At 63.3% G+C, this 12,378-nt stretch carries 11 protein-coding genes; 5 read left to right on the top strand and 6 right to left on the bottom strand.

Features of this window, described 5'->3' with window-relative positions; all coding sequences use genetic code 11:
- Positions 1-11 precede the first annotated feature (11 nt).
- Positions 12-674, bottom strand: coding sequence for a GMP/IMP nucleotidase (gene yrfG / locus KDB76_RS01490; RefSeq protein WP_003257447.1), 663 nt, complete (start codon positions 672-674; stop codon positions 12-14).
- Between the two features lie 64 nt (positions 675-738).
- Between yrfG and nudE the strand changes: the two genes are divergently transcribed.
- Entirely contained in the window at positions 739-1,305 is a 567-nt protein-coding gene (gene nudE, locus KDB76_RS01495; RefSeq protein WP_013970466.1) for an ADP compounds hydrolase NudE, read from the top strand.
- The gene (gene cysQ / locus KDB76_RS01500) at positions 1,302-2,120 is read left to right on the top strand and encodes a 3'(2'),5'-bisphosphate nucleotidase CysQ (RefSeq protein WP_024087995.1); all 819 of its coding nucleotides are present in this window, start codon (positions 1,302-1,304) and stop codon (positions 2,118-2,120) included. The genes nudE and cysQ overlap by 4 nt, the downstream gene beginning before the upstream one ends.
- A gap of 171 nt (positions 2,121-2,291) precedes the next feature.
- Here the strand turns inward: cysQ and KDB76_RS01505 are convergent, their stop codons facing one another.
- Genes KDB76_RS01505 through rfbC form a run of 4 tightly spaced genes read right to left on the bottom strand, consistent with a single transcriptional unit; the run spans position 2,292 to position 6,552 of the window.
- Positions 2,292-2,747 (bottom strand): YiiD C-terminal domain-containing protein, encoded by a 456-nt coding sequence (locus KDB76_RS01505; RefSeq protein WP_013970468.1) that lies wholly within the window; start codon positions 2,745-2,747, stop codon positions 2,292-2,294.
- Positions 2,747-4,153: a sigma-54 dependent transcriptional regulator gene (locus tag KDB76_RS01510; RefSeq protein WP_013970469.1), complete on the bottom strand. Its 1,407-nt coding sequence runs from the start codon at positions 4,151-4,153 to the stop codon at positions 2,747-2,749. The genes KDB76_RS01505 and KDB76_RS01510 overlap by 1 nt, the downstream gene beginning before the upstream one ends.
- Positions 4,150-5,964 (bottom strand): ATP-binding protein, encoded by a 1,815-nt coding sequence (locus tag KDB76_RS01515; protein WP_024087997.1) that lies wholly within the window; start codon positions 5,962-5,964, stop codon positions 4,150-4,152. The genes KDB76_RS01510 and KDB76_RS01515 overlap by 4 nt, the downstream gene beginning before the upstream one ends.
- 42 nt (positions 5,965-6,006) lie before the next feature.
- Positions 6,007-6,552 carry a dTDP-4-dehydrorhamnose 3,5-epimerase gene (gene rfbC, locus KDB76_RS01520; protein ID WP_013970471.1) on the bottom strand — a complete coding sequence of 182 codons (546 nt, stop codon included), beginning with the start codon at positions 6,550-6,552 and terminating at the stop codon, positions 6,007-6,009.
- Positions 6,553-6,831: 279 nt separating this feature from the next.
- On the opposite strand from rfbC, the gene aguA reads away from it, so the two are divergent.
- Both aguA and KDB76_RS29625 read left to right on the top strand, forming a co-directional pair.
- A complete protein-coding gene (gene aguA / locus KDB76_RS01525; RefSeq protein WP_013970472.1) occupies positions 6,832-7,938 on the top strand; it encodes an agmatine deiminase in 1,107 nt (368 codons plus the stop codon).
- A gap of 184 nt (positions 7,939-8,122) precedes the next feature.
- Positions 8,123-8,320 carry a hypothetical protein gene (locus KDB76_RS29625; protein WP_080563721.1) on the top strand — a complete coding sequence of 66 codons (198 nt, stop codon included), beginning with the start codon at positions 8,123-8,125 and terminating at the stop codon, positions 8,318-8,320.
- A gap of 132 nt (positions 8,321-8,452) precedes the next feature.
- Here the strand turns inward: KDB76_RS29625 and KDB76_RS01530 are convergent, their stop codons facing one another.
- Positions 8,453-10,531: a TonB-dependent siderophore receptor gene (locus tag KDB76_RS01530; RefSeq protein ID WP_013970473.1), complete on the bottom strand. Its 2,079-nt coding sequence runs from the start codon at positions 10,529-10,531 to the stop codon at positions 8,453-8,455.
- 505 nt (positions 10,532-11,036) lie between these two features.
- On the opposite strand from KDB76_RS01530, the gene KDB76_RS01535 reads away from it, so the two are divergent.
- A complete protein-coding gene (locus KDB76_RS01535; protein WP_013970474.1) occupies positions 11,037-12,356 on the top strand; it encodes an OprD family porin in 1,320 nt (439 codons plus the stop codon).
- The last annotated feature ends 22 nt before the right edge of the window (positions 12,357-12,378 follow it).

Raw genomic sequence — 12,378 nt, forward strand, 5'->3', positions numbered from 1 at the left:
CGAAAGGGCCTTCACAAGCCTACCAATAATTCCCGGTAATCCTCGACCGCCGCAAACTCTTCGGTATCGCGCGGCCCGGCCTGGCTATCCGGCTGGCGCACCGCCAGCAGATGCCCCACGCCAAACCGTCGCGCACTGCGCAGAATCGCCAAGGTGTCATCAATGAACAGGCTGCGCTCCGGTTCAAAGCCGATGTCCGCCTGCAATGCATCCCAGAACTGCGGGCTTTCCTTCGGGTAGCCGTAGTCATGCGAGCTGATCAGCCGTTCGAAGTAAGGCGCCAGCTCCACCCGCTCCAGCTTCAGTGACAGCGAATCCCGGTGCGCATTGGTGATCATCACCACGCGCTTGCCCGCGTCGCGGATCGCGGCAAGGAAAGTGTCGGCATCCGGGCGCAGGGCGATCAGGTCGGCGATTTCCTGTTTCAGCTCACGGATCGGCAGCCGCAGTTCGCGGCTCCAGAAGTCCAGGCAATACCAGTTAAGCGTGCCGGCATTGCGTTCGAACAGCGGCTGCAGTTCCATTTCCGCCATGGCCCGGCTCACCCCGTGCAGCTCGGCATAGCGCTGGGGCAGGTGGTCCAGCCAGAAGCGGTTGTCGTAATGCAGGTCGAGCAGGGTGCCATCCATGTCCAGCAGGACGGTATCGATGGCGGACCAGGGAAGAACAGGCATGGGAAACTCTCGATCAGTCGGCAAGCCACGGTATAGTAACCCGTTCACGCCAAGGAGCCGCCCCATGCGCCAGAAACCCACCGTCCTCAGCCGCGAAATCGTCGCCAGCAGCCGCCTGTTTCGCGTCGAAGCCGTGCAATTGCGCTTCAGCAATGGCAACGAGCGTACCTACGAGCGCCTGGTGGGCCGAGGTAATGGTTACGGCGCGGTGATGATCGTGGCCATGCTCGATGCCGAGCACGCGGTGCTGGTGGAGGAATACTGCGGCGGCACCGACGAATACGAGCTGTCGTTGCCCAAAGGCCTGATCGAGCCGGGCGAGGACGTGCTGGCGGCAGCCGACCGGGAGCTCAAGGAGGAAGCCGGCTATGGCGCTCGCCAGCTGGAGCACCTTACCGAGCTGTCGCTGTCGCCGGGCTACATGAGCCAGAAGATCCAGGTGGTGCTGGCCAGCGACCTCTACGAGGAGCGCCTGGAGGGCGATGAGCCGGAGCCGATGCGGGTCGACAAGGTTAACCTGCGCGAGCTCTCGGCCCTGGCCATGCACCCACAGTTCACCGAGGGGCGTGCCTTGGCGGCGCTGTACCTGGCGCGTGACCTGCTGATTCAGCGGGGGCTGCTGGAAGCATGAACGACCTGCAACTGATGCACGAAGTGGTCAAGCTGGCCCTGTTGGCGGGCGAGGCGATCTTGCCGTTCTGGCGCGCCGATGTGGCAGTGACCAACAAGGCCGACGATTCGCCGGTCACCGCCGCCGACCTGGCGGCGCACCGGGTGATTGCCGATGGCCTGCTGGCGCTGGCGCCGCAGATCCCGGTGCTGTCCGAAGAGGACTGCAACATTCCGCTGGCCGAGCGTCAGGGCTGGAGCCGCTGGTGGCTGGTCGACCCGCTGGATGGCACCAAGGAATTCATCGCCGGCAGCGAGGAGTTCACGGTCAACATCGCCCTGGTCGAAAACGGCGAGGTGGTGTTCGGCGTGGTATCCATGCCGACCAACGGGCGCTGCTACTTCGGTGGGCGTGGGTTGGGCGCCTGGCGTGCGGAAGCGGGTGAGGCTCCGCAGCCGATCCAGGTTCGCGACGCGCCGCCGGCAGGTGGGCGTTTCACCGTGGTTGCCAGCCGTCGCCATTCCAGCCCGGAACAGGAAGCGCTGTTGGCCGGGTTGGGGGCTGCGTTGGGGGAACTGGAGCTGGCCAATATCGGCAGTTCGCTGAAGTTCTGCCTGTTGGCCGAGGGCAGCGCTGATTGCTATCCCCGCCTGGCACCGACCTCGCAGTGGGATACCGCGGCGGCGCAGGGGGTGGTGGAAGGGGCTGGTGGGGAGGTAATCGGGCTGGATGGCTTGCCGTTCCGGTACCCGGCGCGGGAGTCGTTGCTCAACCCGCATTTCCTGGCGTTGCCGGCAAATGCTGCTTGGCGCGAAGCCTTCCTGAGCCTGATCTGATCGCCGCTTCGGCACGATCTTGTGGGAGCGGCCTTGTGTCGCGAAAGGGCCGCAGCGCGGCCCCAGTGTTCATAGTTCGCCGCCTATTTTTCTGGGGCCGCTTTGCGGCCCTTTCGCGACACAAGGCCGCTCCCACAGAGATCGTGCCAGCCTGTTACCAAGTGGTCCGTGTCAGCGGTGCAGCACGTACTGGCCGCTGAATTTCACCGCAGGCTCGTCACTACCGGCATTGCTCACCGTGGTCTCCAGCGTCAACCGTGCCCGCCCGCGCCGCTGGTACATGGTCAGGAACCGCTCCCAGGTCTTCTCATCCGGCGCCGCACAGCGCGCCACCGCCGCCCCGGTAACCGGCAGCGGATAACTGATCTGCCCTTCCTGGATGACGATATGCCCGTCATCGATACCCGACTCGCGCAGGCGCAGGTGCAGCCAGCCCCAGCCCACCAGCACTGCGGCGCAGTACAGGCTACCGCCGAACATGGTGCTCTTGTGGTTGACGTTGGCCGCCAGCGGCAATTGCAGGCGCAGGGTGTGCTGCTGCCAATCGAGCACTTCCAGGCCCATTTCGCGGGTCAGGGGGATGTCGCCGTGCAGGACGGTCTGCAGGTACTGGCTATCGGTGTTCATTAACGGTTGTCCTCTTGATCGTCATGCCCGCCGCTACCGCCATCGAAGCTCAAGCCATGCTTGCGCAGCTTGTCGTGCAAGGTTTTGCGGGGGATACCCAGCGCCTCGGCCAGGCTGCGCATGGAGCTGTGTGGCTGGGCCAGTTCGGCAGCGATCAGCGAGCGTTCGAACTGCTCGACCTGTTCGCTGAGGTTGCCGCTCGGCATCGGTGCCGAAGGCATTGCCGCCGGCGGCGCCTGGCCGTCCAGAGCCAGTTCCAGGCCAAGGGCGAAACGCTCGGCGGCGTTCTGCAGCTCGCGTACGTTACCGGGCCAGTCGTGACGCAGCAGCATGGCGCGCTGGGCCGGCTGCAGGGAGTGTGGCGGCAGACCATGGCGCTCGCTGGCGGCGTCGGCGAAGTGCTGGAAAAGCACCAGGATGTCATCGCCGCGTTCGCGCAGCGGTGGAATACGCAGCGGCGCCACGTTCAGGCGGTAATACAAATCGGCGCGGAACCGCCCTTGGTCAGCGGACTGGCGCAGGTCCTCCTTGGTCGCGGCGATGATGCGGATGTCCAGCGGGATCAGCTGGTTGCCACCCAAGCGCTCGACCACCCGTTCCTGAAGCATGCGCAGCAGTTTCACCTGCACATCCAGGCTCATGCTCTCGATTTCGTCGAGGAACAGCGTGCCGCCGTTGGCGAACTCGAACTTGCCGATGCGGCGTTTCTGCGCGCCGGTGAACGCCCCGGGCTCATGGCCGAACAGCTCGCTTTCGACCACCGACTCGGCCAGTGCGCCGGCGTTGATCGCCACGAACGGCCCGTCGCGGCGGCTGGACAGGTCGTGCAGGGCGCGGGCCACCACCTCTTTGCCGGCACCGGTCTCACCCAGGATCAGCACGTCGGCGCGAGTGCCGGCCAAGGCGCCGATCTGCTCGCGCAAGCGCTGCATGGACGGCGACTGGCCCACCAGGCGGGTGGCCAGTTGCTGGCGGTCGCTCAGGGCCAGGCGCAAGCTGCGGTTGTCCAGCACCAGGCGGCGCAGGGCCAGGGCGCGGCGCACGCTGTCCAGCAGGGCGTCGCTGGCAAAGGGTTTTTCCAGGAAGTCATAAGCCCCGGCGCGCATTGCCTGCACCGCCAGCGGCACATCACCGTGGCCGGTGATCAGCAATACCGGCAGCTCGTTGTCACGGCCGTGCAGTTGTTCCAGCAGCTGCAGGCCATCGATACCCGGCATGCGGATGTCGCTGACCACCACGCCGGGCCAGTCGGCCTCGATGCGTTCGGCCAGGCCCTGGGCGTCGGCCAGGGCGACCACCTTGAGCCCGGCCAGGTCCAGGGTCTGGCTCAGGGCCTGGCGAAGGTGCGGGTCATCATCGACCAGGATGACCTGGGCTCGGCTGTCGATCAGTGTCTCGGTGGTCATGCCGAGGGGTCCTCCGAATTGGGCAAAGTAGCGCCAGGCGCGGCCACTCGCAGCTGCAGGGTCAGCAGTGCGCCACCTTCCGGGTGGTTGGCCAGCAGCAGTTCACCGCCCAGGGCACGCATCAGGCTTTCGCAGATGGCCAGGCCCAGGCCCAGGCCCTGGGTGCGGGTCTTGGTGGTGAAGAACGGCTCCTTGGCGTGCTCCAGGGCCTGGCGGCTGAAGCCGGGGCCGTTGTCGCGAATGTACAGGTAGACGCAGTCATCGCGCTGTTCGGCACTTAGCCACAGGCGGCGCGGGTTGGCTTTTTCGGTCAGGGCGTCGAGGGCATTGGCCAGCAGGTTGCCGAGCACCTGGCGCAGGCGGGTCTCGCCGGCCTGTACCCACAAGGTGGCTTCCGGCAGGTCGCGGATCAGCTCCACGGCCATCGCCCGGCGGCGCTTGGCCAGCAGCGCCAGGGCGTCGTCCAGGGCCGGCTGCAAGGCCACGCTCTCCGGGGCATGGCGGTCACGGCGGGCGAAGGCGCGCAGGTGGGCGATGATCGAGGCCATGCGCCCGGTCAGCTCGCCAATCAGCTTGAGGTTGCCGCGGGCTTCTTCGGTTCGCTGGTGGTCGAGCAGGATCTCGGCGTTTTCCGCGTAGCTGCGGATGGCGGCCAGCGGCTGGTTGAGTTCGTGGCTGATGCTGGCCGACATGGTGCCGAGCACCGACAGCTTGCCGGCCTGTACCAGTTCGTCCTGGGCGCGCACCGCCTCCTGTTGGGCGTTCTCACGCTCCAGTACGGCGCTCTTGAGCCGGGTGTTCAGGCCTTCGAGGTCGGCGGTGCGCTCGGCCACGCGTTTTTCCAGTTCCTGGCGGCCGCGTGCCTCGAAGTCGATGCGGTCGATGTAGTGACGGCGCCGCTGCATCACCAGGCCGGCCAGCAGTATCAGCACCAGCAGGGTGCCCGCGCCGATGGCCATGACGGTTTGCACCGAACGGTCGACCAGCATGCGCGGGGCGAGGATGCTGACCTGCCAGCCGGTTTCCTTGATGTCGCGGGTCTGGCTGATCCAGGCGTCCGGGTTGAGCACCAGCGGCTGCGGGGCTTGGGTCGGGTAGGGCTGGATGGCGATGATCGCCTGACGCTCGGCCTCGGTCAGCGCGCGGGTCGCGCGGAAGCGCCAGTCGGGCCGCGAGGTCAGGATGACCACGCCATTGTGGTCGGTCAGCAACAGCTGCTCTGGGGTGCGGCCCCACAGGGTTTCGGTGTGGTCGAGGTCGACCTTGACCACCAGTACGCCAACGATGCGTTCACGGTCTCGCACGGCGGCGGCGAAGAAGTAACCGCGCTTTGCCGATGTGGTGCCCTGGCCAAAGAAGCGCCCCAGGCGGCCGGCCATGGCTTCGTTGAAGTAGGGGCGGAAGGCGAAGTTGCGGCCGACGAAGCTGTCGCGCTTGTCCCAGTTGGAGGCAGCCAGGGTATTGCCGCTGACGTCCATCAGGTACATCACCTCGGCGCCGGTCTGCTGGACGATGTCCTTGAGCAGGCGGTTGGCATTGGTCACTGCCTCCAGGCGGAGCGGGTCGGCCAGCACACCGCGCAGCGCCGGCAGGTCGCCGAGTATCTGCGGCAAGGTTTCGTAGCGGTGCAGGGTACCGAGCAGGTTGGCGACGTACAGGTCGAGGGTCTGTCGGTTCTGCGAGGCCAGTTCTTCCTGATAGTAACGTTCGGCCAGGTGATGCAGGGGCCACAACAACGGAACCAGGCACACGGCCAACAGGGCCAGGCTGCGCCAGCGGGGACGGCGTGGGGGCGTGGGTTTTGCAATCATCAGGTAAATGCGCCAGAAAGGTCTGCCGCAATTATGCGCTAGTTAAGGCAGCAGTTCCGCCTCTGCCAGCGGCAGGCCGAGCTTGTCCTTGTCCGAGAGCACGGGTGGCTGCTGCAACCCCCAGTCTATGGCCAGCGTCGGGTCATCCCAGCGGATGCAGCGGTCGGCGCCCGGGTTGTAGTAGTCGGTGGTCTTGTAGAGGAACTCGGCCGACTCGCTCATCACCGCAAAGCCATGGGCGAAGCCGGGGGGAATCCATAACTGGCGATGATTGTCGGCCGACAGCTGCACCGCGACCCATTGGCCGAAGGTTGGCGAGCTCTTGCGCACGTCCACGGCAATATCACGGATTTCCCCCTGCACCACGCGCACCAGCTTGCCTTGGGTGTTTTCCACCTGGTAGTGCAGGCCACGCAGCACACCCTTGATGGAGCGCGAGTGGTTGTCCTGGACGAACTGGACATTCACGCCGGTTTGCCGGGCGAACTCACGGGCGTTGAATGCCTCGAAGAAAAAACCACGGCTATCACCGAAAACCTTCGGCTCGATGATCAGTACTTCAGGGATCGCGGTAGGGATGATGTTCATGGCGGTTCGCTGGCCCGTTCTGCTCATGTATTGACCCTAGCCGGTCTGGCCGTTTTTTCCGCCTCGGGCTTCAACGGCGTTCACAAGGGCTGGCTATGGTAGATGTCGTGCCGTTTTGCTTCTCGGTCAAGGTTGGGGGTTTATCGATTGTTATCGATTTAATTCCCTTGCATTCTCATGATTTTCCCGATTATCGGGCTTCAAATATCGATATATATCGGTTATAAATTGACAAACGCCCCAGCACAGTCCGGCTCAGGGCCATCACAGAGGTCAATCATGAAAACCCTCAACTCCACTCCCCGTGCCGATGGTTTCCACATGCCCGCCGAGTGGGCCCCGCAAACCCAGGTGTGGATGGTCTGGCCGGAGCGCCCGGACAACTGGCGCCTTGGCGGCAAGCCGGCGCAGGCTGCCCATGTGACCCTGGCCAAGGCCATTGCCCGCTTCGAGCCGGTAACCGTCGCGGTTTCCGCTGGCCAGTACGAAAATGCCCGCCGCCAGCTCGACCAGCCGAACATTCGCGTGGTCGAGATCAGCAATGACGATGCCTGGGTGCGTGACACCGGCCCGACCTTCGTCATCAACGACCAGGGTGAAGTGCGTGGTGTGGACTGGGGCTTCAATGCCTGGGGCGGCTTCGACGGCGGCCTTTACGCACCGTGGAACCGTGACGAGGAGCTGGCGGCCAAGGTCCTGGAAATGGAGCGCTGCCAGCGCTACCACACCGAAAGCTTCGTGCTCGAGGGCGGCTCGATCCACGTGGACGGCGAAGGCACGGTGATTACTACCGAAGAATGCCTGCTCAATCGCAACCGCAACCCGCACCTGAACCGCGAGCAGATCGAAGCGGTGCTGCGCGATCATCTGGCGGTGGACACCGTGGTCTGGTTGCCGGATGGCCTGTACAACGACGAGACCGATGGCCATGTCGACAACTTCTGCTGTTACGTGCGCCCGGGCGAAGTGTTACTGGCCTGGACCGATGATTCCAACGACCCCAACTATGCACGCTGCCATGCCGCCATGGAGGTGCTGAAGAACACCCGCGATGCCAAGGGCCGCGAGTTCATCGTGCACAAAATGCCGATCCCGGGCCCGCTGTTCGCTACTGCCGAAGAGTGTGCCGGGGTCGATCAGGTGGCAGGCAGCCAGGAGCGTGACCCATCGGTGCGCCTGGCAGGCTCGTACGTGAACTTCCTGATCGTCAACGGCGGCATCATCGCGCCTAGCTTCGACGACCCGGCAGATGCCGAGGCCAGAGCGATCCTGGCGAAGATTTTCCCCGACCACGAGGTGGTGATGATCCCTGGTCGTGAGCTGCTGTTGGGTGGTGGCAACATCCACTGCCTGACCCAGCAGCAACCGGCACCGGTAAAGCGTTGAGCGCACGGTGAATCAAGAGGCCCGTCATGACGGGCCTTTTTTATTCGCGAGGGCCGTCCGCAGGCTGGTGCTGGCATAAGTTTTGTATTGTTTTCAGTGAGATAGCTCGGCCATGCCGCGCTCTCGGACCTGTAACAATCCTTACGTAGATTAGCCGCTCACGGGCCAGGGAGTACGTGTAGAAATGAACGCAGCAAGTGAGTCGGCTTTGCGCCCATCGGCAGTGAATCACCAATCGCTCAGGCTTGTGGCGAAGTGGTTGAAACACCATGGAAGCATCAGGGTCAGGACGACCGACCCACGACGTCTGCTTGCCGGACGATACCCCCAAGGGCTGATCAGCGAAGCAGAAATGCAGGCGCTGATGGCGGTGTGGCACTGATCGATTGCTTAAACCTGTGCTGGCCCCTTCGCGGCTAAAGCCGCTCCCACAGGTACCCCACTGGGCTCGATACATGTTGGGTACCTGTGGGAGCGGCTTTAGCCGCGAAGAGGCCGGCACAGGCAATAAAGATCAGAAGCTGTAGCTACCAGTCACCACCAGGCTACGCGGCTCACCCACCTCGATCTGCGCCGCACTGGTCGCCGAGCTGTAGTAGGTCTTGTCGGCGATATTGCTCAGCGCCGCCCGCACATCCCAGTCATGCGTGCGGTACCCCGCCAGTGCATCCCAGCGGCCATACCCCGGCAGCACCGTGGTGTTCTGGTTGTCCGCATAACGCTCGCCTACCAACGTCAGGCCGGTTTCGGCGTACCAGCCCAGTTCCGGTTTCCAGGTCACGAACAGGCTACCGTTGCGCTTGGCCACGTCATTGATGCGGTTGCCTTCCTGGCCGTTGTTGTCCTTGACGATGGTCGCGTCCTGCAGGCCGATGCCACCGCGCACGTACCAGTTGCCAACGATGTTGCCGGTGGCGGTCAGCTCGATACCGCGCGAACGCTGCATGCCGCTGAGCAAGATGTTTTCCGGGACAAGCGGGTCGCGGGTGCGGCGGTTGTACAGCTCCAGCTCGTAGATGGCCAGGGTGGTGGTCAGGCGCTGGTCGAGCCAGTCGCTCTTCACGCCGATTTCCTTCTGACGGGTTTCTTCCGGCTTGGCGTCGTTACCGTTGCCTTTTGCGCCTGGGGTGATGCCGATCAGCCCGCCGCCAACCGGCGAGAAGGTCTTGCTCCACGAGGCGTAGAACGAATGGTCGCGCCACGGTGTATAGACCACACCCAAGCGTGGGCTGGTGCTGTTGCTGTCCTGTGTTTCGCGCACGCCATCCTTGTTGGTGGTCTGCACGTCGAACTGGTCGAAGCGTACACCGGCAAGAACCTGCCACTGATCGTTCAGGCGGATCTGGTCTTGCAGATAAAGGCCGCGGCTATCGACCACGGTATGGTTGTCACTAAACAACGTCATTGGGCCATTGAGCTGCTGGTTGCGGCCGGGCTTGCCCAGGCCCTGCAATTTCTGGTCGACCGCTTTGTACAGCACCGGGTCGCGCTTCTGGTTGCCGAACTCCAGGCCCAGCAACAGCTTGTGCTCCAGGCCCAAGGTGTCGAAGTCGCCCTCGGCCTCCAGGGTGTTGAACAGGTTTCTGGTGTTCAGGTCCTGCTGCCAGCGCTGGCGGGTCAAGGTGTCGGTGCTGGCGTCGTAGCCCGTGACGTAGGTGTTGTCGAACTCACTGTCGAGCTTGAACAGGCCCAGGGTATGGCGCAACTGCCAGGTTTCGTTCAACTGGTAGTTAAGGCGCGAGCGCAGCGACTGGGCGCGGTCGTCGATGTAGTCGCGCTGGGTGTCGCCATAGGTGGTGCTACGGCCGACATCGGCCGGGCGGCCGTTGACCCCGGGGATGCCTCGGTCCGGGGTGCGGTTGTAGCGGCTGTATTCGTATTGCACCAGCCAGTTCAGGTCGGAGGTGACCTGCCAACTGATCGACGGGGCGAACAGCTGGCGGCTGCCGTCGATGCCGTCGCGGAAGCTGTTGTTGTCCTGGTTGCCCATGTTCAGGCGCAGGCTGACGGTGTCGCTGGGGTCGGCACTGAGGTCGGCATACAGGCTGCGCAGGTCTTCGCTGCCGGCCTGCGCCTCGATGCTCGAACGGCGGCCGTGCTCCGGCGCCTTGCTCACCCGGTTGACGATACCGCCCTGGCTGCCACGGCCATAAAGCACCGCTGCCGGCCCCTTGAGCACTTCGACCCGCTCGATGTTATGCAGGTCGCGGATGTACTGGCTGTCGTCGCGAATGCCGTCCAGGTAGAAGTCGTTGCTGGCTTCGAAGCCGCGGATGCGCACGCTGTCGAAGCGGGTGTCGGCACCGCTGCTGACGTTGGGGATGCCTTCCAGCGCCTTGCCCAGGGTGTTGCTGCCGTAATCCAGCACGTTGACGGTCTTCACCGTGTCGATGGCCTGCGGCACATAGCGTACTGGCGTCGAGGTGCGGGTCGCGGTGCTTACCTCCTTGACCCGCGGGTTGTCCTCTTCGCGTTCACTGTCGGCGGTTACCGACAGTTCCGGCAGGGTGGTGGTGGCGGCACTGGCCAGGCCGGCGCCGAACAGCAGCGACAGGCCAAGCGTCAGGGGTGAAAGACGGCAGGGTACAAGCATGAGCACATCCGGAGCGAGCAGGTGAAAAAGAGGTGCGGATGGTAATGCTTGTTATTTGCTATTGCTTGAGTATTTGTAAAGGCTTGTCATTACATCTGTGTCAGTTTGTTACGGTCTCTGCCGCCCCGCGTTTCCGTGTAGGAGCAGCCTTGCGCTGCGAAGGCGCCCTGACAGGAAAATTGTCCGTTCGATCAAAAGGCTATTTCCCACACAAGATAAATTGTCCGCTGATAGCGCAAACCTGCATGGAAATGCACCAGACCCATAGGCAATTTTGGTTATATCAACCTGCATTTCACGACTTTTTGACATTTGTAATCGCACACGGCTAGGATTCGGCCAACGCCTGCTGGCCATGATCTTGGCCATGCTGCTGCCAGAGGCCGCCGTGTGATTACCGGCAGGCCTTCCAGTCTGGATCCGCATAGCGTCGAACCTACGAAGGGGCGTTGGTTCCTGGCGTCATATTGCAGAGCGTTTTTGATTAACAAATAAGGAAAACAACATGTTGAAAACCAGGATCAGCCTGGTCGCCCTGGCGATGATCGCCGCGACCCAGGCACAGGCCAATGATCAGGCCGACAGCAAAGGCTTCATCGAGGACAGCCACGCCAACGTCCTGCTGCGCAACGCCTACATCAATCGTGACAAGAAGCACGGCACCGACGACCAGATCGAATGGGGCCAGGGCGTCATCGCCAACTTCTCCTCCGGCTTCACCCAGGGCACCGTCGGTGTCGGCGTCGATGCATTCGGCCTGTACGCCGTGCGTCTGGACGGCGGCAAGGGCCACAACGGTGGCGCCGGTGTCGACTTCTTCAAGCCTTCGGACTTCAAGGACGAGAACGGCAACGCCAACTCGCCGCACAACCTGGCCCGTGGTGGCGCTGCAGTGAAGTTCCGCATCTCCAACACCGTGCTCAAGTACGGTGACCAGATGCCGGCACTGCCAGTGCTGCAGTACGACGACGCCCGTCTGCTGCCAGAAAGCTTCACCGGTACCCTGATCACCTCCAAAGAGATTCAGGGCCTGGAACTGAACGCCGGCCGCTTCACCCAGGAAGCGCGCAAGAGCGCCGAGCGCCGTGACGGTGGTGGCCTGAAGTCGATCAACGTCCTTGGTGGTAGCTACAAGTTCACCGACAACTTCACCGCTTCGCTGTACACCGCCGACAACGAAGACGTGATGAAGAAGCACTACCTGGGCCTGAACTACGTCTTCCCGATTGCCAACGACCAGTCCCTGACCCTGGACTTCAACGGCTACAAGTCGGACATCGACAACAAGTTCGTGAAATCCGCTGGGCTGAACGGCGACTCCAACACTATCTGGAGCCTGGCAGCCACCTACGCCTACGGTGCCCACTCGTTCACCATCGCCCACCAGCGCAGCACCGGCAGCACCGGCTACAACTACGGCTGGTACCAGAACGAGGGTGGCGTGGGTGACGGTGGTTCGACCATCTACCTGGCCAACTCGTACTGGTCCGACTTCAACGCCGAAGACGAGCGCTCCTGGCAGCTGGGCTACGGCCTGGACTTCGGTGCCTACGGCATCCCGGGCCTGACCTACAAGCTGGCCTACGTGGTGGGTGACAACATCAACACCCGCAACGTCGACAACCCGCAGGGCTTCGGTGAAGGTAAAGAGCGCGAGATCTTCAACCAGATCCGTTACGTGGTGCAGGACGGCCCGGCCAAGGACCTGTCGATCAAGCTGCGTAGCTCGTTCGTGCGTACCAACAACGCCGTGCAGCAGAACGGTTACAACGACGACGGCAACGAAGTCCGCGTATTCGTCGAGTACCCGATCAGCATCTTCTGATCCTGATCTGATGGCCTAGGGG

It is taken from the genome of Pseudomonas sp. JS425 (assembly GCF_018223845.1).
Lineage (GTDB): Bacteria > Pseudomonadota > Gammaproteobacteria > Pseudomonadales > Pseudomonadaceae > Aquipseudomonas > Aquipseudomonas asiatica.